Source organism: Bradyrhizobium ferriligni, from assembly GCF_056837965.1.
The window spans coordinates 92,862-115,515 of the sequence record NZ_JBXEJO010000007.1 but is presented as its reverse complement, the minus strand read 5'-3'; the positions used below and the strand labels follow the sequence as shown (position 1 = coordinate 115,515).

Genomic DNA, 22,654 nt, shown 5'->3' with positions numbered 1-22,654 from the left:
TCGGGTAAACGCGTATTGATGCAACCGGAAAATGCTGACTTAATTTATGGCAATTGCCCTGACATGATTAATGCTCCACTAACAGGGCATGGCTTCCCAACTATTTGAGATGGCCCAAGCACTTGCCTAATAAGCACTTGCCCAAAGCGACCGGATCGGCTGAACGATGTTGGCGGCAGCGGCCAGGGCGCGGCCGGGCGGAAATTTTCGGACCTGAAGGACGAGATGGACAGGGTTGATTGCGTGATCGTCGGTGCGGGGGTGATCGGCCTCGCGGTGGCGCGGCGGCTGGCACAGGCCGGCCGCGAGGTGATTGTGATCGAGGAGGCCGAGGGGATCGGCACGGTAACCTCGTCGCGGAACAGCGAGGTGATCCACGCCGGCATCTACTATCGTGCCGGCAGCCTGATGGCGCGGATGTGCGTCAGCGGCAAGCGGGCGCTCTACCGCTACTGCGCCGAGCACGGCGTCCCGCACAAGAATTGCGGCAAGCTGATCGTGGCCACCACGCCTGCGGAGACCGAGAAGCTGCAGTCGATCCGCGCGCATGCGAAAGCCAATGGCGTCGACGACATGCAGCTGTTGTCGGGCGAGGCGGCGCGCGCCCTCGAGCCGGCGCTGAATTGCGACGCAGCGCTGCTGTCGCCCTCGACCGGGATCATCGACAGCCATGCCTACATGCTGGCGCTGCGCGGTGACGCCGAGGAGGCCGGGGCGGCGTTCGCCTTCCATACGCCGCTGCTCCACGCCAGGGCCACCGCCGACGGGTTCGAGATCGAGGCCGGCGGCGCGGCGCCCATGACGCTGGCCTGCGATCTCCTGGTCAATGCCGCCGGACTCGGCGCGACGGCGGTCGCGCGCAACGTCGAGGGCATGCCGATCGAATTGATTCCAACGGCCTATTTGGCCAAGGGTAATTATTTCAGCTGCAGCGCCAAGGCGCCATTCTCGCGGCTGATCTACCCGGTGCCGGAACCCGGCGGGCTCGGCGTGCACCTGACGCTCGACATGGCCGGACAGGCAAGGTTCGGGCCCGACGTCCAATGGATCGATCACATCGATTACGCCGTCGACCCTGATCGGGCCGAGCGGTTCTATCCGGCGATCCGGAAATACTGGCCGGCCCTGCCGGACGGCGCGCTGATGCCGAGCTACTCGGGCATCCGCCCCAAGATCGTGCCGCCGGCGGTGGCGACGCAGGACTTCCTGATCCAGGGGCCGGCCGATCACGGCGTCGCGGGCCTGATCAATCTGTTCGGGATCGAATCGCCCGGACTGACGTCATCGCTCGCGGTCGCCGACCATGTCGGCGAGTTGGCGGAACTCTGAGCAAATACAGTATGGCCCTCCGGGGGATGCGCGCGCACTTGTGCGTTCATCCCTCGGTGAAAGGCCAGGCTATTTGCTAATTTGCAGGGGGGCGGTCTAGTGGACCGTGTCGTCGGCGGACAGTCTCAACCGCTCGATTTGATCCTTGACCATCAACTTGCGGCGCTTCAGCTCGCAAATATGCAGGTCGTCTACAGAGGGGTGAACGAGCGCTTCGTGCAGTTCGTTCTCGAGTATTTTGTGTTTACGCTCCAGCTCAATGAGATGGGCCTGTATTGCCATTGCGAACACTCCTCGGTGCGTTAAACCTCAGGTTCGATCCGGACCGCCGAGTGTACACAAGTGGACGGCGCTGTCGATGGGGAACGCGAAATGCCGCACGCACTCATTTCGGTTTATCTGTAACCAATCGTGACTATGGAACCGGTCCGGCTTGCGCGGCGCGCGCGCAAGGAGGATATTCCGGCGAGCGGCGACTTCCGCCGCAACAACCTCATCTTGCTTATCAGTTAATATACAACCATGAACGATCAGGATGAGCGCGAACTAATCGCCGAGCTCGCGCGTCTGCAACAAGAGCACCGCGACCTCGATGCCGCGATCGACGCGCTGCACCAGTCGCCGGCGCCGGATCTCTTGATGCTGCAACGCTTGAAGAAGCGGAAGCTGCAACTGCGCGATCGCATCGCCTTCATCGAAGACCAGATCACGCCCGACATCATCGCCTGACGCGCGTCGCGGCGCGGCCTTCGCAGGTTTGCGCTTCCGGTTCAGATCGGGCAGCCGTTTTCCCCGTCATCCACAGCGCCGCACCGGCTTCACGTTCGCGGCAACGGACGCGAGGCGGTTTCCCGGCGCTTGACTCCACATGAACAAAAAGAGAACATATCGATCCAGCCGCCAGCCATCAGAGGGAGTTTCGCCATGTCCGCACCGCCTTCCCTGCCCGACAACAGCCGCTACGAGAAGGCCTGCGATCAGGCGATCGCGATGTGCGACGGCAACCTGCGCAGCACCATCAAGGCGCTGATCATGGCCAACGAATACCTGGAAGCCGAGCTTGAGGAATTGCAGGCCGCGATCACCGCCGGTTGCGTGCCGGCGCAGACCCGGGCGGCGAGCGATGCCGCCTGATCCTTCTTGGCCTGATCCTTGGCCTGATCTTCAGGGAGCACAGCGATGGCCGATGTAACCTATTACGTGGCACTGCCCTTCATGCAGGATGATGACGACACGCCGGTCGCGGGCAATGCCGAGGAATGCCAGAGCTCGGCGGTCGCGCTGCGCCGCGCGGAGACCATGTCGCGGATGCCCGGCAGCATCGGCGCCGTCGCGTTCAGCCGCACCGGCGATCCCGCGATCGGCGAATTCGGCGATGCCAAGCTGTTGCGGGCCTACGGCAATGTGCCGGAGGATCTGAGCGCGCTCTGACCCGCCCGGATCCTCTAGGATTCGTGGCGCCGCTGCGCCTTGCGCACATACATCGCACGGTCGGCCTCATCGAGAACGCGATCGATGTCCGAATGAGCGGTGAGGATCGCAACGCCCGCGGAGGCACCCGCGGTGACCTGACTGTCACGGAACATGAAGGTCAACCGATCGATCGCCTCTTCCAGTGCAGCCGCCTTGGCGCGGGCATCGATCTCGCTGAGATTCCACAGCAGCACGGCGAACTCGTCACCGCCGAGACGGCCGATCACATCGGAAGCGCGCACCTGATCCGATATCGCGGCAACGATCGCCTTCAGCACCTCGTCACCCGCCGCGTGGCCGAAGGCATCGTTGATCGGCTTGAGGCGATCGACGTCGAGCAGGATCAGCGCGCCGGAGGCCTGGTAGCGCTTGATGAAGGAGAGCGAACGGGCGAGCTCGCGCTCGAATCCGCGCCGGTTCAGGATGTCGAGCAGGAAGTCGGTCTCGGCGGAGGCCTGCAGCTCCTCGATCCGGGCCTGCGCCCGCGCCAGCTGCGCCCGCAAGCTGCGGATCGTCGATTTGTCGCCGGATGCGACCGCGCCTCGCGTGGAAGCTGCGGTTCCAACCCGTTTGGTTCCAGCCCGCTTGGCTCCAGTCTTGCCCGGCCCGGATTTGCGCGCGGCGGGCGCGCCTTTGCGTCGTTTCGCGGCCCCGGAGGCGGCCGCCGTCGTCGTCTTCTTCATGCGCATCCTTGTTGAGGCCTGCTTATGAAGGCTTGCCGGGATTCACCAAGACAGGATAGTCCATTCTAACTCCCTTGCCACGCCTTGGATGACGCCCGGGCCGCCCCTATAATCGGCCTATGCTTTTGGATTCCTGCACAGAATTGAAGAGATGACCGCTCCGATCGCTATCATCATGGGAAGTCAGTCCGACTGGGAAACCATGCGCCATGCCGCCGAGACGCTTGCTGCGCTCGGTGTGGCCTGCGAAACGCGTATCGTTTCGGCCCACCGCACCCCGGATCGGCTCTACGCCTTTGCCAAGGGCGCCAAGGCGGCCGGCCACAAGGTGATCATTGCCGGCGCCGGCGGCGCCGCCCATCTACCGGGCATGACGGCCGCGCTAACCGAACTTCCGGTGTTCGGGGTTCCCGTCGAGTCGAAGGCGCTGTCGGGCGTCGATTCGCTCTATTCGATCGTGCAGATGCCGGCCGGCGTCCCGGTCGGGACGCTGGCAATCGGCAAGGCCGGCGCGATCAATGCCGCGTTGCTCGCGGCGAGCGTGCTCGCGCTCAACGATCCGGCTCTGTCGGCCCGCCTTGCGGCCTGGCGCAAGCAGCAGACCGACGCGGTCAACGAGCATCCGGAGGGCGCGGCGTGACGGCTTCGAACGCAGTGAAGCTGAAGCCGGGCGATACCATTGGAATCCTCGGCGGCGGGCAATTGGGCCGGATGCTGGCCATGGCCGCGGCGCGCCTCGGGCTCCGCTGCCAGGTGTTTTCGCCGGATCCGGACTCCCCGGCGTTCGACGTGGTGCAGAACGCGACCTGCGCGGAATATGCCGACGTGGAGGCGCTCGAACTGTTCGCCAACGACGTCGACGTCGTGACCTATGAATTCGAGAATGTCCCGGCCGCGACCGCGATGGTGCTCGCCGCGCGGCGCCCGGTGCTGCCGGCCTACAAGATCCTGGAGACCACGCAGGACCGGCTGATCGAGAAGGATTTCATCAGCAAGCTCGGCATCGGCACCGCCGACTACGCCGACGTCTCCTCGGTCGGTACGCTGCGCACCGCGATCGAACGCATCGGCCTGCCCGCGGTGATCAAGACCCGCCGCTTCGGTTATGACGGCAAGGGCCAGGCCATCATCCGCGCCGGCGACGATCTCGAACAGGTCTGGCAGGACCTCGGCACCAAGTCGGCCATCCTCGAAGCCTTCGTGCCGTTCGAGCGCGAGATCTCGGTCATCGCCGCCCGCTCCGCGTCCGGCGAAGTCGAATGCTTCGACGTCACCGAGAACGAGCACCGCGACCACATTCTGAAAATTTCCCGCGCGCCGGCCGCAATCCCCGATGAGCTTGCCGCGCAGGCGCGCGCGATCGCCGAAAAGATCGCCTCGGCGCTCGATTATGTCGGCGTGCTCGCGGTGGAGATGTTTGCGGTGCCCGGCAACGGCAGCAAGGCGACGGTGCTGGTCAACGAGATCGCGCCGCGTGTGCACAATTCCGGCCACTGGACGCTCGACGGCGCCTCGATCTCACAGTTCGAGCAGCACATCCGCGCGATCGCCGGTTGGCCGCTGGGCAAGCCGGTGCGTCACGGCGATGTCGTCATGACCAACCTGATCGGCGACGATATCCTGAGCTACGAGCAGTGGCTCACCGTTCCCGGCGCCACGGTGCATCTGTACGGCAAGGGCACGCCGCGCCCCGGCCGCAAGATGGGGCACGTCACCGAAGTGACGCCCGCCCGCAAGCCTTAGTTCACACGCGGCCTGCAAGCCGCCTTCGACGCATCGATGGAAATGGGATCGTGGCAGCCACGATCCATTAGAGCATCGGTTCTGATTCAATCAGGACCGATGCTCTGGATTTTTGCTTACGCGTTTTCTTCACGCGAAGCGGCGTCCACTTCGCTCGAAAACGCTCTCGCCGATCACGCCGTCTTCGCGCCTGCGACGATGCCGGCCGGCTCGTCGCTGAGCCAGCGATAGATCACGCCGCCGAGCGCACCGCCGATCAGGGGCGCGACCCAGAACAGCCAGAGCTGCCCCAACGCCCAGCCGCCGACGAACAGCGCCGGCCCGGTGCTGCGCGCCGGATTCACCGAGGTGTTGGTGACGGGAATGCTGACGAGATGGATCATCACCAGCGCAAGGCCGATGGCGAGCGGCGCGAAGCCGGCAGGCGCCTTGCCATGGGTCGATCCCATGATGATGAACAGGAACATCATGGTCATCACCACCTCGGTGATGAAGCACACCACCATGTTGTACTGGCCGGGCGAGTGCGCGTCATAGCCGTTGGAGGCAAAGCCCTTGCTGACATCGAAGCCGGGCGCGCCGCTCGCGATCACATAGAGCAGCCAGGCCGCGATGATGGCGCCCACGACCTGCGCGATGATGTAGGGCAGCACCTGGCCGCCCGGGAAGCGCCCGCCCGCGGCGAGCCCGACCGTCACCGCCGGGTTGAGGTGGCAACCCGAGATATGGCCGATCGCATAGGCCATGGTCACCACGCTCAGCCCGAAGGCCAGTGACACGCCGACCAGGCCGATCCCGACCTGCGGAAAGCCGGCCGCGATCACCGCGCTGCCGCAGCCAGCGAATGTGAGCCAGAACGTACCGATGGCCTCGGCAGCGTATTTCTTCATCTCCATCTCGCATCTCCCCTATTTCCAATGTCCGGGTTATCCAAAACGCCGGGAGCGGCCCTCATCTGGGCGCCAAACCACCCAAATCGGGGCCGCACAATGGCATTTTCGCCCTATTTCGTGGCTTTACTAGGCCCGAAAGTCACTCGACTGGTGGACATCTGCGCGTTTGTCTGATACATGCGCCCGCCTAGGGTTAAGAGGCTGGCCTTTTGCCGCCCCTTCACCTCGCCAGAATTCCGAACCGATCAATTCAAAAGAGGATGCCGCGTGCAGGTTCTCGTCCGCGATAACAATGTCGACCAAGCCCTGAAGGCGCTGAAGAAGAAGATGCAGCGCGAGGGCATTTTCCGCGAGATGAAGCTCCGCGGTCACTACGAAAAGCCCTCCGAGAAGAAGGCCCGCGAAAAGGCCGAAGCCGTGCGCCGCGCACGCAAGCTGGCGCGCAAGAAGCTGCAGCGCGAAGGCTTGCTGCCGATGAAGCCGAAGCCGGTGTTCGGCGCTGGCCCCGGTGGCGACCGCGGCGGCCGTCCGGGCGGTGCAGGCGCTGGTCGCGGCCCTCGCTGAACCGTTTTGCCGATATGGAAGTCTAACAGCGCGGGCCACGGGCCCGCGTTGTCGTTTTGAAGCACGCCGCGTTCCGGGGTACCCATGCAAAACGACCGGCAAGAGCATTTTGCATGACGGCTGATCCGGTAGCCCGCCCGCCCTTTCCAGGACCCGCGCACCGCCGTTGCGCGCCGCATCTCGTCATCATTGCAGTGGTTCTCGGCCTGCCGCTCGGGGGCTGCTCCTTCGACCTCGGTTCATGGGGCTCCTCGGACGACAAGCCGAAGCCGGCTGCCACCGCCGACAAGCCCGCCGCCGACACCATCACCTCGCAAGACGTCAACAGCGCCAAGGATCACACCACGCGCGCTCAGGTGCTGGCGCGCTCCGGCAAGCTCGACGAGGCGATGGCGGAGTTCGAACAGGCACTGGCGGCCGACCCTTACAACATCCAGGCGCTCTACGGCCGCGCCCTGATCTACCAGAGCCGCGGACAGCATCAGCAGGCGATCGACGATTTCACCGCGGCCAGCGGGCTGTCACCGCAAAAGGCCGAGCCCCTGGTCGGCCGTGCCTCCAGCTACCTCGCGCTCGACAAGGCCAAGCAGGCCGCCAGCGATCTCGACGAGGCCGTGCAGGCCGATCCAAGCAACGTTGCGGCGTGGAGCACGCGCGGCCAGGCCTATGAACGGCTCGGCGACAAGGCCAAGGCGGCGGCGTCCTACAATCGCGCGCTCGCGTTGCGGCCAGGCGACGGCAACGCGCGCAGCGGGCTGGCGCGCACCGGCGGCTAGCGCTTGGCGTGAAGACAACCGGTCAGGAACGATCAAGCGGCGTTGCGGCTACTTCGGCAGGACGGCGTGGAACATCGACTTCATGCCGGAGAACATGTCGTCGGTCACCGACGTGCGCTCGTTCTTCTGCGCCGGCATGATCGCCTCGGCGCGCAGGTCGAGCGGGGCCTGCACCACCGGGACCGGAATGTCGGCCGGCGGCGTCAGCCGGTTGGAGTCCTGGCCGCCGGCGTAGGGCGGACGCGGCTGCGAGGATTGATCGACATTGTCAGTGGACGGGCTCGACACCATGATCGGCGGCGGCAACGGCCGGATCGCCGAGGCGGCTGCCGGACGCTGCGCCTCTGGCAGGCGGGCAAGATCGGTGCGGGTGGCGTCCTGGGAACGCGTAGCGTCCTGGGAACGCGTGGCGTCCTGGGAACGCGCCGCCTCCTGCGGACGCTCCTTGCGCAGCCGCTCGATGGCGGCGCGCGCGAGGTCGTTGGCGTCGCGGCTTTCCTCAGGCGTCACAGCAGTCTCGACCGGCGCGGCTGATGTCGCAGGCGCGGCCGGCTGCGGCGCGGCTGGCGTGACCTTCGCGACGGCCTTCGGCGCTGCCGGGTGATGGCGGGTGTCGGCGGGGATGCTGGCGGTATCGGCCGGCGCGTCAGGCTTCACATCGGCAGATTTGGGGTCGGCCGATTTCTCGGCGGGCTTCTCGGTGACGGTGGCCTTCTCGGACGCCGACCGCTCGATCAGCGTGCGCTCGGACATGCCCTTGGCCTTCACGCCGGCTTCAGGGAGGCTGCTGACGACGGTGGCGGGCTTGGCGGCGGCTTTCGGATCTGCCTTGGGATCTGCCTTGGGATCGACTGCGGCGGTCACGGCTGCGGCTGCCGGCGCCTCGGGCTTGGCCACGATGTAGTGATTAACGATGTACGCCCCGATGATGGTCGCTGCCACCGAGGGTAAGATGTCCATCACAAATTTCTTCAGGTAACTCAGCATGACCTGCCACTCCCCACCCCGGTATTACATGCTGGAACTTTGAGGCACATTCAGGGATCAACTGCGTCGGATCGGTGGCAAACCCCCGTTCCGACGTCACCTTTGGTGTCGCTTTGGTTTCAGCCGGAGGCGCCCCCTGCGCAGGCCGCATCCGCCTGCTAGATCATCGCGCAGCCGTTAACGGGTTATGAATTTCCACAGCCGCGCCGGCTCGGACCTGCCATTCGGCGGGTGCAGGGTTCCTTGCCGGGTGCTTGCAGGGTTCTTGCGCCGCGTCAGGGCTTGAGTTCGACCTCGAGGAACACGATCTCGTTGGCCGTCTCGTTGAGCACGTCGTGCTGGACCCCGGCCTTGCGGAAATAGGATTTGCCGGCTCCGAGCTGCGCCTTCGACCGCTCGCCGTTCGGCGCCACGATCGTCATCTCGCCCGCCGTGATCGGAACGATGACATAGTCCATCTCATGGGTGTGGTGGCCGGTGGCGCTGCCCGGCGCGAGGCGCCATTCGGTCACGCGGACCTCCGCGGTATCCACCTGCACATCCGATTTGGCGCTGAGCATCGTCATTCTCTCCAAGTTTTTTGAGCGGATCATGCTCTACGGCACGAAAACCATGAACACGAACACGGCGAACACCACCATGTGAACGAGCCCGAACAGGATGTTGGTGCGGCCGGTTCCGAAGGTGAGCATGCTGACCATGAAGGTGAGCAGCAGGATCAGCATATGCTGGTTGCTGAGCCCGAGCACCAATTGCTTGTCGAGCGCATAGGCGGCTACGGCCACCGCGGGAACCGTGAGCCCGATGGTGGCGATCGACGAGCCGAGCGCGAGGTTGATGCTCTTCTGCAGGTCGTTCTTGCGCGCCGCCGACACTGCGGCAACGCTCTCCGGCAGCAGGATCAGGGCCGCCACCACCAGGCCGGCAAAGGCCGGCGGCGCGCCGATCTTGACGGTGACGACATCGACCACCAGCGAGAATTTCTTCGCCAGCAGCACCACCGCCAGCAGCGAGATCAGCAGCAGCGCAACGCTGATCGCCGTCATGCGGTCCGACATCACCTCGCCATGCGCCGCCGCCTCATTGGCGCCGCTGACGAAATAATCGCGGTGACGGATGGTCTGGGTGTAGAGGAACACCGCATAGAGCAGCACGGTCACGACGCTGACCACGGCGAGCTGGGCCGTGGAAAACACCGGGCCCGGAGAGGTCAGCGTGAAATTGGGCATATCGAGCGTGATGGTCGCGAGCACGAACAGCACGCTGAGGTAAAGGTTGGCGCCGGTGATCTGGAAATCCTGCTCCTTGTAGCGCAAGCCGCCGATGAAGATGCAGAGCCCGACCAGGCCGTTGCAGACGATCATCACCACCGCAAACACCGTGTCGCGGGCCAAGGTCGGCGCCGGCGTATCGCCCAGCATGATCGTCGAGATCAGCGCCACCTCGATGATCGTCACCGCGAGCGTCAGCAGCAATGTGCCGAACGGCTCGCCGATCCGCTCGGCGATCATCTCGGCATGGTGGACCGCCGCGAACACGGTGCCGAACAGAATGACCAGCAGCACCGCCGCAAACACCCAGCCCCCGGCCGACGGCGCGAAGCTGTAGCCGGTGGCCGTGACCGCGGCAAACAACAGTACCGCCAGAACGGGATACAGCCAGGCCGACCGCGGCATCGGTCCGTGTGCGCTCATCGTAGGGGTCCCCTCACTTCGATGGCGCGATTATGCGACAGACAATCGCCGCCGTCAGCCTCTTGCGGCATCGATAAACCGCCGCGCCGTCGCCATCGCACCGAAATCGTCGAGATTGTCGTGCCCGCCACCGGGCAGTCGCACGAATTGCTTGGGCTCATGGGCGAGGCCGAACAGACGCTCGCCGAAGCGAATCTGGATCACCGGATCGTCGGTGCCATGCATGATCAGAAGCGGCGCCTTGACCTGCGCGATGAGCCGGTCGGAGTGGAATTGATCGCGCATCAAGAGGCTGACCGGCACATACCAGAAATGCGCGCCGGCGACGTCGGCCGTCGACGTATACGGCGCCTCAAGGATCAGCTTGCCGAGCGGATGTTCGGCAGCGAGCGCAACCGCAACGCCCGTGCCGAGGGAGAATCCCCAGGCCACGATCTGCTCGGCGCGGTAGCGCGCGGTGGTGAAGGCGTAAGCCGCCGCGGCGTCCTGCAGCAGTCCCTGCTCGCTCGGAGACCCGCTCGACCCCGCGTAACCCCGAAAGGACAGCGCCACCAGCCCGGTGCCATCGGCCGTGATGGCCTTGAAGCGCGCCACGCGCCCGGCAAGGAAATCGCCGTTGCCATGGAAGAACAGCACGACGGGCCGGCCCGGCTTCGCCGGCACGTGCCAGACGAAGACCTTCTCGCCGTCGTCAGTGGTCAGGACATGCTCTTCCGCTTCGGGAAGCCCCGCGGCTGCCGGCGCGGTCCGTCCGACCGGCGGGATCGGAAACAGCAGTTCGCGCTGCCTGACATACAGCGCCACGAGCCCGCCGAGATAGATGACGAACGCGGCGATCAGGAGCCATTTCAGGATTGCGAGTGCCAGTGCCATCAGCGGTGGCCGCGGCTATGTCTTGCCGCGGAGCTTGCGCAGCTTCTCGACGTCCGCCTTGATGCTGTCGGGGACCCGCCGGCACGCGCACGCCGCCGCATGCGCGACGTGCCACTTGATGCGTTGCTCGCGCGTTGCCCGGGGCGGCATGCGATGCGCTCGATGCCACTCCCGGTTCAACGTCATCGCTACCTACCGCCTACATCGCCTTGACGATGTTCTCGGTGACCTTCTTGGCGTCGCCAAGCAACATCATGGTGTTGTCGCGGTAGAACAGCGGGTTGTCGATACCGGCATAGCCCGAGGCGAGCGAGCGCTTGATGAACATCACGGTGCCAGCCTTCCAGACCTGCAGCACCGGCATGCCGTAGATCGGCGAGGTCTTGTCCTCTTCCGCCGCCGGGTTGGTCACGTCGTTGGCGCCGATCACGAAGGCGATGTCGGCCTGGGCGAACTCCGAGTTGATGTCCTCGAGCTCGAACACCTCGTCATAGGGCACGTTTGCTTCAGCGAGCAACACGTTCATGTGGCCGGGCATGCGGCCCGCGACCGGGTGAATGGCGTATTTCACCTCGACGCCTTCCTTCTTCAGGATGTCGGCCATCTCGCGCAGCGCGTGCTGTGCCTGCGCCACCGCCATGCCGTAGCCGGGCACGATGATGACCTTGGAGGCGTTCTTCATGATGAAGGCGGCGTCATCCGCCGAGCCGAGCTTGGCGGGCTTCTGCTCGCCGCTGCCGCCGCCGGCCGCCGCGGTCTCGCCGCCGAAGCCGCCGAGGATCACCGAGATGAACGAGCGGTTCATCGCGTGGCACATGATGTAGGACAGGATCGCGCCGGAGGAGCCGACCAGCGCACCGGTGATGATCAGTGCCGAATTGCCGAGCGTGAAGCCGATGCCGGCCGCAGCCCAGCCGGAGTACGAGTTCAGCATCGAGATCACGACCGGCATGTCGGCGCCGCCGATCGGAATGATCATCAGCACGCCGAGCGCCAGCGCGATGATGGTGATCAGCCAGAAGTCAAGCGCGCTGCCGCTCATCACGAGGCCGACGATGAAGAACACCAGCGCCAGCGCCAGCACGATGTTAATGACGTGACGGAACGGCAGGATGATCGGCGCGCCGCTCATCCGGGCCGACAGCTTCAGGAACGCGATCACCGAGCCGGTGAAGGTCAGCGCGCCGATCGCGACGCCGAGCGACATCTCGACCAGGCTCTGCGGATGGATGTTGCCGGGCGTGCCGATGTCGAACGCCTCGGGCGCATAGAACGCACCGGCGGCGACCAGCACCGCGGCCATGCCGACCAGCGAGTGGAATGCGGCGACGAGCTCGGGCATCGAGGTCATCGGCACCCGGCGCGCGATGACGGCGCCGATGCCGCCGCCGATCGCGACGGCGAGGATGACCAGCACCCAGGCCACGCCGTCGGCCGGCGGATGGCTCGCCAGCGTGGTGCCGACGGCGATCGCCATGCCGATCATGCCGAACATGTTGCCCTGGCGCGACGACGCCGGGCTCGACAGGCCGCGCAGCGACAGGATGAACAGCACCCCCGCCACGAGATACAACAGTGCAGAGAGATTGGCGCTCATCTCAGGTCCCCCAAAATCCTCATCACCCCGAGGTGATTGCCGCTCACTTGGCTTTCTTCTTGTACATCGCGAGCATGCGCTGGGTGACCAGGAAGCCGCCGAAGATGTTCACGCAGGCGAAGATCAGCGCGACGAAGCCGAAGCCGCGGGCCCAGCCCGAACCGCTCGAGACCATGCCGACGCCGACTGCGAGCAGCGCGCCGACCACGATCACCGAGGAGATCGCGTTGGTCACGCTCATCAGCGGCGTATGCAGCGCCGGGGTCACCGACCACACCACGAAATAGCCGACAAACACGGCGAGGACGAAAATCGACAGCCGGAACACGAACGGATCGACGGCCTGCGCGAGATGCTCCATGGCTTCTCTCCTTACTTCGGCTGGAAGTTGGGATGGATGACGGCGCCGTCCTTGGTCAGCGCGGTGGCCTTCACCAGCTCGTCGTCCCAATTGACCGCGAGCGCCTTGTTGGCCTTGTCGATCATCGTCTCGATGAACGAGAACAAATTGCGCGCGTAGAGCCCCGAGGCCGACGCCGCGACGCGACCGGCGACATTGGTGTAGCCGACGATCTTGATGCCGTCGGTCTCGACCACTTCGCCGGGCCTGGCGCCCTCGACATTGCCGCCGCGCTCGACCGCGAGATCGACCAGCACCGAGCCGGGCTTCATCGATTTCACCATCTCGCCGGTGACGAGCTTCGGTGCCGGACGGCCCGGGATCAGCGCGGTCGTGATCACGATGTCCTGCTTCTTGATGTGCTCGGCGGTCAGCGCGGCCTGCTTGGCCTGGTACTCCTTGGACATTTCCTTGGCGTAGCCGCCGGCGGTCTGCGCGTTCTTGAACTCCTCGTCCTCGACGGCGAGGAATTTCGCGCCGAGCGATTCGACCTGTTCCTTGGTGGCCGGGCGCACGTCGGTCGCGGTGACGACGGCCCCGAGCCGCCGCGCGGTCGCAATCGCCTGCAGGCCGGCGACGCCGACGCCCATCACGAATACCTTCGCGGCCGGAACGGTGCCGGCAGCGGTCATCATCATCGGGAAGGCGCGGCCAAAGGCCTCGGCGCCCTCGATCACGGCGCGGTAGCCGGCCAGATTGGCCTGCGAGGACAGGACGTCCATCACCTGCGCGCGGGTGATGCGCGGCATCAATTCCATCGCGAAGGCGGACACGCCGGCATCGGCCATCACCTTCAGCGCGGCCTCGTTGCCATAGGGATCCATGATCGCGATGACCAGCGCGCCGCGCTTGTATTTGGAGAGTTCGGAGGCTTCCGGCCGCTTCACCTTGATGATGATGTCGGCGTCGTTGAGCGCGTCCGCGCTGACGGTGGCGCCAACGGCGGTGAACTCCGAATCGGGAAGGCCCGACTTGATGCCCGCGCCCGGCTCGACCGCGACCTCAGCGCCGAGTGCCTTGAACTTCTTCACGGTATCGGGCGAGGCCGCAACCCGCGGCTCGGACGGATCAATTTCCTTGGCAACGGCAATCTTCATGGGCCCTCCGGCGGCGCGAGCGGCGCACGCGTCTTCAAACTAGCGTTATTTTCGCCAGATTTGGATACCCGGTTTTTACACATCCGGGTTCGACAGGAATTCCGGCACCGCCGCGGGACGGCGGCGCCGCTAGCCGATCTTAAGGATCAGACCAGGAAATAGGCCATCAGGGCGAGAATAATGGCGACGCTGATGGTGCCCCATTTGACCAGCATGATAAACCCTTCATAGGTCTGCTCATGCGCCACGTAATCGTTGCCGTCGGCGGTCGTGTAGGCCACTTCGCTATGGTCTGCCATCGCTGTCCCCAGTCAGAAATTCGCGTTCCTCCGCGAGCCATTACCGCAAACGGGTAGGCAGGGCAACGGCGCGGTCCCGATCGGGCGATTTGAAGCGCAAATCGTGCCCGATCCGGGCGGCCCGGCAACGGCCGCGTCCGGGCCGGATTGATCTCCCCAGCGCCGACGCCAAGGAAAGATCATGCCGTCCGGCGCAAAACCGCCGGCTTCAGCCCAGGGACAGCATGGGGCGGATAGGCCTCAGCCCATCGCTTCCAGCTCGTCGATCATGCCGGCGATGACGGACAGGCCGCCGTCCCAGAATTTGGGGTCCTTGGCGTCGAGCCCGAACGGCTGCAGCAACTCGGAGTAGTGCTTGGTGCCGCCGGCGGCGAGCATGTCGAGATAGCGCTCGGCAAAGCCTTCGGACGCGTGCTCGTAGACCGCATAGAGCGAGTTCACGAGGCAATCGCCGAACGCATAGGCATAGACGTAGAACGGCGAGTGGATGAAGTGCGGAATGTACATCCAGAACGTCTCGTAGCCCGGCTTGATCTCGATCGCCGGCCCCAGGCTCTCGCCCTGCACGCTGAGCCAGATCTGACCGATCCGCTCGGCGGTGAGTTCGCCGTTCTTGCGCTCGGTATGAACCGCGCGCTCGAATGAATAGAACGCGATCTGCCGCACCACGGTATTGATCATGTCCTCGACCTTGCCCGCGAGCAGCGCCTGGCGCTGCTTGGCGTTCCTGGTCTGCGACAATAGCCGCTTGAAGGTCAGCATCTCGCCGAACACGCTTGCGGTTTCCGCCAGCGTCAGCGGCGTCGGCGCCATCAGCGCGCCGTTCTTCGCCGCCAGCACCTGATGGACGCCATGACCGAGCTCATGCGCCAGCGTCATCACGTCGCGCGGCTTGCCCTGATAGTTCATCAGCACATAGGGATGCGCCGACGGCGTGGTCGGATGCGAGAACGCGCCGGGCGCCTTGCCGGGACGGACCGGCGCATCGATCCAGCGATCGTCGAAGAAGCGCTCCGCGATCGCGGCCATCTTGGGCGAGAAGCCGCTATAGGCCGACAGCACCATGTTGCGCGCCTCGGGCCAGGCGATCGTGCCGGTCGCCGCGAACGGCAGCGGGGCGTTACGGTCCCAGTGCGGCAGCTTCTTCTTTTTGAACCAGCCGGCCTTCAGCGCGTAATAGCGGTGCGACAGCTTCGGATAGGCCGCGCGCACCGAGGCGACCAGCGCATCGACCACCTCGCGCTCGACGCGGTTGTTGAGATGGCGGGAGTCCGCGACATCCTGGAAGCCGCGCCAGCGGTCGGAGATTTCCTTGTCCTTGGCGAGCGTGTTGGTGATCAGCGCAAAGCTGCGCTCATTGTCCTTGAAGGTCTTGGCGAGCGCCTGCGCGGCAGCCTTGCGCTTGTCCCCCGCCTTGTCCTGCAGCAGGTTCAGCGTCGGCTCGATCGCGAGATCCTTGCCGCCGACCTTGAAACGCAGGCCGGAGATGGTCTGGTCGAACAGCCGGTTCCAGGCCGCATAGCCGCTTTGCGCCTTTTCGTGAAACAGCTGCTCGACGCGATCCTCGAGCTGGTACGGTTTGTCCTTGCGCAGATCCTCGATCCACGGCCGGTAATGGCCGAGTTCGGGTTCGGCCATCGCGCGCTCGATCACATCATCGTCGACGCGATTGAGCTCGAGCGAGAAGAACAACAGATGCACCGACGCCGCGGTCAGCCGCTCGGAGACGTCGCCGTAGAATTTCGAGATCGCGGGATCGACGCTGTCGCCGGCATGGACGAGGCCGGCGTAAGAGCCGAGGCGACCAGCCAGATCGTCGATCGCCTCATAGCGCCTGATCGCCTCGGCCAGCCACTTTCCGCCGCCCTCCTTGGCGGTATTTTCGGCAAGCTTGCCCTTGTAGTCGGTCTCAAACGCGACGCAATCTGCGTCCATTTTCTGCAAGTCGCGTGCGACCTCAGGCGCATCGATACCGGAGTAGAGATCTGCCAGATTCCATTCCGGAAGCTTGCCGGTCTTGCTGGCTGCCTTTTTCGCCGCCGGGCCGCCTGCGGACGATTTGCGTTGCGCGGCCGTCTTGCGCAACGCGGCTTCCTTGCGGAGGGCGGCCTTGCTGAGAGCAGACTTGCTGAGGGCAGACTTGTTGGATGCAGTTTTGGAGCGCGAGGTCATCTTGTTCGTAACCTTAGTTCAGTCGGAAAGATGTCGGCGGCGGCGGAATGAATGCGGGTTTGCAACATTTAAGAGTGCGTTAATCGGCATCGGCGACATTGCCCCGATTCGAGACAAATAAACGTAGCGTGCGGGGAAAACCATGGCTGCCACCATTTTGATCGCCGATGACGACGCAGTACAGCGCCGTTTGGTTGAAAACATGGTGCAGAAGTGCGGCTATGAGCCCCTCGTCGTGGACAGTGGCGACGCGGCGATCGCGGCCCTGACCGCATCCGAGACGCAGGCGATTGACGCCGTCGTGCTCGACCTCGTGATGCCGGGCCTCGACGGTCTTGGAGTCCTCGCAAAAATTCGTGAAACTGGTTTGACCGTCCCGGTCATCGTGCAGACCGCGCATGGCGGCATCGACAATGTCGTGTCGGCGATGCGCGCCGGCGCCCAGGATTTCGTCGTCAAGCCGGTCGGCTTCGAGCGGCTGCAGGTTTCCCTGCGCAACGCCCTCAACGCCTCGGCGCTGAAGGGCGAATTGCAGCGGATCCGCCACAGCCGCGAGGGCCGGCTGACCTTCTCCGACATCATCACCCGCAGCGAGGCGATGGCCGGGGTGCTGCGCACCGCGCAAAAGGCCGCGTCCTCGACGATCCCGGTGCTGATCGAGGGCGAATCCGGCGTCGGCAAGGAACTGTTCGCGCGCGCGATTCACGGCAGCGGCGAGCGCAAGGCCAGGCCGTTCGTTGCGGTGAATTGCGGCGCGATCCCGGACAATCTCGTCGAATCGATCCTGTTCGGCCACGAGAAGGGCGCCTTCACCGGCGCCACGGAGCGCCACCAGGGCAAATTCGTCGAAGCGCATGGCGGCACGCTGTTCCTCGACGAGGTCGGTGAATTGCCGCTGGCCACGCAGGTGAAACTGCTGCGCGCGCTGCAGGAAGGCACCGTCGAGGCGGTCGGCGGCCGCAAGCCGGTCAAGGTCGATGTTCGCATCATCTCGGCGACCAACCGCAAGCTGCTCGATCTCGTGAAAGGCGGCCAGTTCCGCGAGGACCTGTTCTATCGCCTGCACGTGCTGCCGCTGACCATTCCGGCGCTGCGACAGCGGCGCGAAGACATCCCGCATCTGCTGCGGCATTTCCTGGCGCGGTTCTGCGCCGAGGAAAACCGCAACATCACCGGCATCAGCGGCGAGGCGATGGCGCACCTCGCGCAGCTCGACTGGCCGGGCAACATCCGCCAGCTCGAGAACACGGTGTATCGCGCCGTGGTGATGAGCGACGGCGACCAGCTCGGGCTCGCCGATTTCCCGCAAGGAACGCATCCGGTGCCGGAGGGCAAATCGCTGCAGGGCGAGCCGCTGGTGGTGTCGCCCTCCACGGCCCCCGCGATGATTTCCGGTAATGAAATACCGGTTGCTGCCTCCCTCCCCACCGCCGGCGGCCTCGCGATGCTCAATGCGGCGGGCGAGGTCCGCCCCTTAGAAGATCTCGAGAACGAGATCATCCGCTTCGCGATTTCGCATTACCGCGGACAGATGTCGGAGGTCGCGCGCCGCCTCAAGATCGGCCGCTCGACGCTCTATCGCAAGCTCGACGAAGCTGCGGCCGGCGCGCGCGCAAGCGACGCCACTTAACCCTCAAGGCCGACAGGGCCATACCAGGGAACCTTTTGAACCGTGTCGTGGCGGTGACAGACAAAGGCTGTGCCGCGTGGCAAAAACGCACGGCCCGGAGCGAAATCAGCTGCTTCGAGGTCAGTTTGTCGTGAGTTGCCCCGCATGGCGCTGGCTGCATGAGAGGGGCAAATGTATCGTCTGCGTTCGTTGTGTGCAGGCGTGCGAGTCGATCGAGAGGCCGGCGCTTCGCGCAAGCTATGAAACCAAATTCTGAATTGAACTGTTCCGGTTTGACGAGGGGCAGTTTCACCCAGGGGGTGTGACGATGCGTGACTGTTCGAACAACCGTCGAGGATTTGACCGCGTATTGATGGCCGTCGCGGCAACCTTCCTCACGGTGTCCGCGACCTCGGCCCTCGCGCAGGACACGCCGCACTCCAGCGCTTCGGAACTCGCGATCGACGCGGCGATCCCGCGCCCCGAACCGGCCAACGTGCCGCCCCCCACCGCAAGCGATTTCAAGGCCGACACCACCGCAGCGCTGCCCGATGCAGCCAAGCCGGCCGACGTGAAGCCAGCGGATGCGCAAGCCACCGAGGCCAAGCCTGCTGAGACAAAGCCGGTCGACGCCAAGCCGGCAGAGCCGAGCGCGACTGCAAAGGCGGTCGAGCCGAAGCCCGCCGATGCGCCGAAGACCGATACCGCGGTCGCGCCGCCGGCGGCAGCGGCCCCCGCCCCTGCAACTGCCACCGCGCCTGCCGCAAGCCCCGCGCCTGCAACGGCCGCGGCGCCGGCAACAGCGCCTGCTCCCGCGACCGCCGCAGCTCCGGCGAGCGAACCGGCGAAGGCAGCGAGCAACGTTGCCGCCGAGGATCAGCCGGTTGCCGACAAGCTGCGCGAACTGCTCGCCAGCAAGTCGCTGCGCACCTTCGATCGCAAGAACGAGCGCGCCGCCGCCGAGAAATTCTACTCGGCGCGCGACTACGCACCGGTCTTCACCAAGGCCGGCAAGCTCACCGACGCCGGCAAGGGTGTCATCGCACGCCTGAAAGACGCGGCCGCCGACGGCCTCGATGCGTCAGACTATCCGGCGCCGGATTTCGCCGCGGCGACCTCGCCGGACGCGCTGGCCGACGCCGAGCTGAAGCTCGCGGCCGGCATGCTGGACTATGCCCGCCAGGCCCAGAGCGGCCGCATGCACTGGTCGCAGGTGTCGGGGGACATTCTCTATCCTGAGCACCCGATCGATCCGGCGGAAGTGTTCGCCAATGTGACCTCCGCCAAGGACGCCTCCGCCGCGCTCGACGGCTATAACCCGCAGCAGAAGCTCTACAAGGAGCTGAAGAAGAAGCTCGCCGAGCTGCGTGGCCAGGGCGACGGTCCGGTCATCACGATCGCGGACGGCCCGACGCTGAAATATTTGCCGGCGCGCAAGAAGCAGGCTGCGGTTGAGATGGACGATCCGCGCGTGCCGGACCTGCGCAACAAGCTCGGCATCACCGAGGATGCCGACAGCACCAAGTATGACGCGACGGTCGCGCGAGCCGTGGAGAAGTTCCAGAGCAGCGTCGACCTCAAGCCGACGGGCGTTCTCGACGAGCGCACGGTCAAGGCGCTGAACAATCCGAAGCGCGATCGGCAGATCGACACCGTGATCGTCAACATGGAGCGCTGGCGCTGGCTGCCACGCCAGCTTGGCGCTGCCAGTGTCGGCAACGCCTATGTGATCCTCAACATCCCGGACTACACGCTGAAGGTGATGCAGAACGGCGCGCCGGTCTGGACCACCCGGGTCGTCACCGGCAAGCCCGGCCAGCATGCCACGCCGCTTTTGACCGAGACGATGAAGTACATCACGGTCAATCCGACCTGGAACGTGCCGCCGTCGATCATCTACAACGAGTATCTGCCGGCCCTGCAGCAGGATCCGACGGTGCTGCAGCGCATGGGCCTCAGGCTCGAGCGCAACCGCGACGGCTCGATCCACATCTCGCAGCCGCCGGGTGAAGCCAACGCGCTCGGCCGCATCCGCTTCAACTTCCCGAACAAGTTCCTGGTCTATCAGCACGACACGCCGGACAAGTACCTGTTCGCAAAGGACGAGCGTGCTTTCAGCCACGGCTGCATGCGCGTGCAGAATCCCGATCAGTACGCCGCCGTCCTGCTCAACATCACCGAGCCGAACCAGCACTACACGCCGGAGCGAATCCGCAGCATGTACGGCTCGAGCGAGGTCGACCTGAAATTCCCGACGCCGATCCCGGTGAACATCACCTACCAGACCGCGTTCGTGGACGACGCCGGCAAGCTGCAATTCCGCAGGGACGTTTACGGCCGCGACGCCACCATGCTGTCGCTGCTCAGGAACAGCCGCGGCAAGGATCTCGAGACCGTGGTGGCGCACTCCCAGCCGAGCTACTCGCGTCCGCCGAGCAGCAGCCTGCCCGCCGGCGTCAATGTCGCCGGCGACAACGGCTTTGGCTCCTCCGGACCAAACTTCTTCGAGCGCCTGTTCGGGGGATTCGGACAGCCGGAGCCGCAGCCGATCCGTCGTGGGCAGGCCCAGCAGCAGCGCCGGGTGATCACCCGCTAATCTGCATTTCCGCCCGATTGGGATAAATTTTGAAGCAAAATCAACGATCTCGCTCAAAAGGCGAGATCGTTTACGTTAACCATTTCGGGTCTCGGCTGGGGAGCAGGGCTATCTTTTGCCACAGTCGCCCAGTTAGTTAAGCCTAACTTGGGGGCGGGTCGGTAAACCTCGGTTAACCCTCCCGCTTTAAGAAAGCGTTCACCGTCTTCCGCAGGGGGTCTGCGAAAGATGCCGACCGAACGCTCGTCGACTGGGTGGGCTCATAGTGCTGGCTGTCTTCGCACGCCGCTGCAATCCGCTGTCGTTGCCTAAGGCCGGATACCAAGTCGGCCTGACTGCGCTATTGCTGTTGGCGGGCGCGGGATCGGTGCACGATGCCACCGCGCTGAACCAGACCCGCACCCTCTCCTTCCACCACACCCATTCCGGCGAAGACCTCACCGTCACCTTCAAGCGCGAGGGCCGCTACGACGAAGGCGCGCTGAAGCAGCTCAACCACTTCCTGCGCGACTGGCGCTCCCAGGATGAAACGGTGATGGACCGTCACCTCTTCGACATCCTGTGGGACGTCTATAACGACGTCGGCGGCAAGCAGCCGATCCAGATCATCTCCGCCTATCGCGCCCCTGCCACCAACGCCATGCTCCGCCGCCGCTCCTCGGGCGTCGCGCGCCACAGCCAGCACATGCTGGGGCATGCGATGGACTTCTTCATCCCGGGCGTGCCGCTGGAGCAGATCCGCTACGCGGGTCTCCGCCTGCAGCGCGGCGGCGTCGGTTTCTATCCGACCTCGGGCTCGCCGTTCGTCCATCTCGACACCGGCAGCATCCGCCACTGGCCGCGCATGACCCGCGAGCAGCTGGTCAGGGTGTTCCCCGACGGCCGCACCGTCCATGTCCCGACCGACGGCACGCCGCTCAAGGGCTATGAGCTCGCCAAGGCCGACATCGAGCGCCGCGGCAATGGTGACGATGCCGCGACCGTCGGCAAGCCGAGCCTGTTCGCGAAGCTGTTCGGTGGCGGCAAGTCGAGTGACGATGAAGACGAAGGCGCGGCCAGCGTGAACGACAAGCCCGCCGCCAACACCGTGGTGGCTGCCGCCGCGCCCGCCAAATCCGCCGATCCGATTCCGCTGCCGCGCGCCAAGCCGCAGTTCGCCGCCGCCATCCAGCTCGCCGCCGCCGACGCCCAACTCGTCCCGATGCCGAAGGCGAAGCCCGCGGTGCAAATGGTGCAGGTGGCCGAGAACACCGCGCCGCAATCCCCTGCCGACATCATCAATGCCCGCGGCTTCTGGGGTGACGAGGGTGAGGCGCCGAAGCAGGCGTCGGCGGCGCAGATTGCCGCGCTGAAGGCCCGCGAGGCGGTCGGCGGTAGCGATCCGCAGACCACTGCCAGCACGACGACCGAAAACTTCAACAAGGCGCTGGCCTATGCGCCGGCGGCGGCCTCACCGGTCGATCGCGCCAACATCGTCGCAGCGACCGCGCCAATCCCGCGCAACGTGCGCCCGACGCGCAATGCCGCGGCTCCTAGCACCGAAATCAACACCGTCGTTGCCAAGGGCGCACCGAGCCAGGGCGTGATCACCACCTCCGCGCGGATCTCGGCTGCCAGGGGTAACGATATCTGGATGCGCGTGGTGATGCTGGCGCCGAGCGCGAGCAATGCCATGCTGACCACGGTGCTTGGCGATACCGACATGACGATGATGCGGACTCATTTCGTGAAGCCGCAGGCCGCCGTCGTCATGACCTTCTCGGAAGATCCGATGATGGGCATGACCTGCGACCGCTTCTCGGGCTCGGCGACCGCCCTCCTGACGACCCAGTCCTTCGTACTCCGCACCGCCTCGCTGCGCTGAGCCGC

The 22,654-nt window shown here is 65.2% G+C and carries 24 protein-coding genes; 11 read left to right on the top strand and 13 right to left on the bottom strand.

Translation table 11 applies throughout. The features are described from left to right. Positions 1-213 precede the first annotated feature (213 nt). Positions 214-1,329, top strand: coding sequence for an NAD(P)/FAD-dependent oxidoreductase (locus tag AC1VNY_RS05915; protein ID WP_482404513.1), 1,116 nt, complete (start codon positions 214-216; stop codon positions 1,327-1,329). Positions 1,330-1,425: 96 nt separating this feature from the next. Here the strand turns inward: AC1VNY_RS05915 and AC1VNY_RS05910 are convergent, their stop codons facing one another. Then, complete coding sequence (locus AC1VNY_RS05910; protein WP_016847370.1) at positions 1,426-1,611, bottom strand: YdcH family protein; 186 nt, start codon at positions 1,609-1,611, stop codon at positions 1,426-1,428. 240 nt (positions 1,612-1,851) lie between these two features. Between AC1VNY_RS05910 and AC1VNY_RS05905 the strand changes: the two genes are divergently transcribed. The 3 genes from AC1VNY_RS05905 to AC1VNY_RS05895 all read left to right on the top strand — a co-directional run bounded on the left by AC1VNY_RS05905 (position 1,852) and on the right by AC1VNY_RS05895 (position 2,760). Then, positions 1,852-2,058 carry a YdcH family protein gene (locus tag AC1VNY_RS05905; RefSeq protein ID WP_016847372.1) on the top strand — a complete coding sequence of 69 codons (207 nt, stop codon included), beginning with the start codon at positions 1,852-1,854 and terminating at the stop codon, positions 2,056-2,058. Positions 2,059-2,253: 195 nt separating this feature from the next. Continuing rightward, entirely contained in the window at positions 2,254-2,463 is a 210-nt protein-coding gene (locus AC1VNY_RS05900; RefSeq protein ID WP_028336001.1) for a hypothetical protein, read from the top strand. Between the two features lie 45 nt (positions 2,464-2,508). After that, positions 2,509-2,760, top strand: a complete 252-nt coding sequence (locus AC1VNY_RS05895) for a hypothetical protein (RefSeq protein ID WP_482404489.1) — start codon at positions 2,509-2,511, stop codon at positions 2,758-2,760. A gap of 14 nt (positions 2,761-2,774) precedes the next feature. On the opposite strand, the gene AC1VNY_RS05890 is transcribed toward AC1VNY_RS05895, so the two are convergent. Further along, a complete protein-coding gene (locus AC1VNY_RS05890) occupies positions 2,775-3,491 on the bottom strand; it encodes a GGDEF domain-containing protein (RefSeq protein WP_482404488.1) in 717 nt (238 codons plus the stop codon). A gap of 145 nt (positions 3,492-3,636) precedes the next feature. On the opposite strand from AC1VNY_RS05890, the gene purE reads away from it, so the two are divergent. Next, complete coding sequence (purE, locus tag AC1VNY_RS05885) at positions 3,637-4,125, top strand: 5-(carboxyamino)imidazole ribonucleotide mutase (protein ID WP_028335999.1); 489 nt, start codon at positions 3,637-3,639, stop codon at positions 4,123-4,125. Further along, positions 4,122-5,228: a 5-(carboxyamino)imidazole ribonucleotide synthase gene (locus tag AC1VNY_RS05880; protein ID WP_482404487.1), complete on the top strand. Its 1,107-nt coding sequence runs from the start codon at positions 4,122-4,124 to the stop codon at positions 5,226-5,228. Before purE ends, AC1VNY_RS05880 begins: the two co-directional genes overlap by 4 nt. A gap of 173 nt (positions 5,229-5,401) precedes the next feature. Here AC1VNY_RS05880 and aqpZ read toward each other — a convergent pair whose 3' ends face one another. Beyond that, positions 5,402-6,124: an aquaporin Z gene (aqpZ, locus tag AC1VNY_RS05875; RefSeq protein WP_016840586.1), complete on the bottom strand. Its 723-nt coding sequence runs from the start codon at positions 6,122-6,124 to the stop codon at positions 5,402-5,404. 264 nt (positions 6,125-6,388) lie between these two features. Here aqpZ and rpsU point away from each other — a divergent pair, with 264 nt between their 5' ends. Both rpsU and AC1VNY_RS05865 read left to right on the top strand, forming a co-directional pair. Beyond that, positions 6,389-6,685, top strand: coding sequence for a 30S ribosomal protein S21 (gene rpsU / locus AC1VNY_RS05870; protein WP_021078544.1), 297 nt, complete (start codon positions 6,389-6,391; stop codon positions 6,683-6,685). A 113-nt stretch (positions 6,686-6,798) separates the two neighbouring features. Then, positions 6,799-7,461, top strand: a complete 663-nt coding sequence (locus AC1VNY_RS05865) for a tetratricopeptide repeat protein (RefSeq protein WP_482404486.1) — start codon at positions 6,799-6,801, stop codon at positions 7,459-7,461. A 48-nt stretch (positions 7,462-7,509) separates the two neighbouring features. Here the strand turns inward: AC1VNY_RS05865 and AC1VNY_RS05860 are convergent, their stop codons facing one another. The 10 genes from AC1VNY_RS05860 to AC1VNY_RS05815 form a co-directional block, all read right to left on the bottom strand. Next, positions 7,510-8,448, bottom strand: a complete 939-nt coding sequence (locus AC1VNY_RS05860) for a hypothetical protein (RefSeq protein WP_482404485.1) — start codon at positions 8,446-8,448, stop codon at positions 7,510-7,512. Between the two features lie 275 nt (positions 8,449-8,723). Beyond that, positions 8,724-9,008 (bottom strand): cupin domain-containing protein, encoded by a 285-nt coding sequence (locus tag AC1VNY_RS05855; protein WP_194456620.1) that lies wholly within the window; start codon positions 9,006-9,008, stop codon positions 8,724-8,726. A gap of 36 nt (positions 9,009-9,044) precedes the next feature. Further along, positions 9,045-10,142, bottom strand: coding sequence for a calcium:cation antiporter (locus tag AC1VNY_RS05850; RefSeq protein WP_482404484.1), 1,098 nt, complete (start codon positions 10,140-10,142; stop codon positions 9,045-9,047). A 54-nt stretch (positions 10,143-10,196) separates the two neighbouring features. Further along, complete coding sequence (locus AC1VNY_RS05845; protein WP_482404483.1) at positions 10,197-11,015, bottom strand: alpha/beta hydrolase; 819 nt, start codon at positions 11,013-11,015, stop codon at positions 10,197-10,199. 15 nt (positions 11,016-11,030) lie between these two features. Then, positions 11,031-11,201, bottom strand: a complete 171-nt coding sequence (locus tag AC1VNY_RS05840; RefSeq protein ID WP_482404482.1) for a hypothetical protein — start codon at positions 11,199-11,201, stop codon at positions 11,031-11,033. 13 nt (positions 11,202-11,214) lie between these two features. Then, complete coding sequence (locus AC1VNY_RS05835; protein WP_018268744.1) at positions 11,215-12,612, bottom strand: NAD(P)(+) transhydrogenase (Re/Si-specific) subunit beta; 1,398 nt, start codon at positions 12,610-12,612, stop codon at positions 11,215-11,217. Positions 12,613-12,655: 43 nt separating this feature from the next. After that, positions 12,656-12,973: a proton-translocating transhydrogenase family protein gene (locus AC1VNY_RS05830; RefSeq protein WP_016841609.1), complete on the bottom strand. Its 318-nt coding sequence runs from the start codon at positions 12,971-12,973 to the stop codon at positions 12,656-12,658. An 11-nt stretch (positions 12,974-12,984) separates the two neighbouring features. Next, entirely contained in the window at positions 12,985-14,109 is a 1,125-nt protein-coding gene (locus AC1VNY_RS05825; protein ID WP_482404481.1) for a Re/Si-specific NAD(P)(+) transhydrogenase subunit alpha, read from the bottom strand. 146 nt (positions 14,110-14,255) lie between these two features. Next, a complete protein-coding gene (locus AC1VNY_RS05820; protein WP_016841611.1) occupies positions 14,256-14,408 on the bottom strand; it encodes an aa3-type cytochrome c oxidase subunit IV in 153 nt (50 codons plus the stop codon). Between the two features lie 240 nt (positions 14,409-14,648). Next, positions 14,649-16,580, bottom strand: coding sequence for a M3 family oligoendopeptidase (locus tag AC1VNY_RS05815; RefSeq protein WP_482404480.1), 1,932 nt, complete (start codon positions 16,578-16,580; stop codon positions 14,649-14,651). A 142-nt stretch (positions 16,581-16,722) separates the two neighbouring features. Here AC1VNY_RS05815 and AC1VNY_RS05810 point away from each other — a divergent pair, with 142 nt between their 5' ends. The 3 genes from AC1VNY_RS05810 to AC1VNY_RS05800 all read left to right on the top strand — a co-directional run bounded on the left by AC1VNY_RS05810 (position 16,723) and on the right by AC1VNY_RS05800 (position 22,649). Next, on the top strand, positions 16,723-18,210 hold the full coding sequence (locus AC1VNY_RS05810) for a sigma-54-dependent transcriptional regulator (RefSeq protein WP_482404479.1): 1,488 nt from the start codon (positions 16,723-16,725) through the stop codon (positions 18,208-18,210). Between the two features lie 307 nt (positions 18,211-18,517). Further along, entirely contained in the window at positions 18,518-20,785 is a 2,268-nt protein-coding gene (locus AC1VNY_RS05805) for a L,D-transpeptidase family protein (RefSeq protein ID WP_482404478.1), read from the top strand. A gap of 265 nt (positions 20,786-21,050) precedes the next feature. Then, on the top strand, positions 21,051-22,649 hold the full coding sequence (locus AC1VNY_RS05800) for a peptidoglycan L,D-endopeptidase MepK (RefSeq protein WP_482404477.1): 1,599 nt from the start codon (positions 21,051-21,053) through the stop codon (positions 22,647-22,649). Positions 22,650-22,654 lie beyond the last annotated feature (5 nt).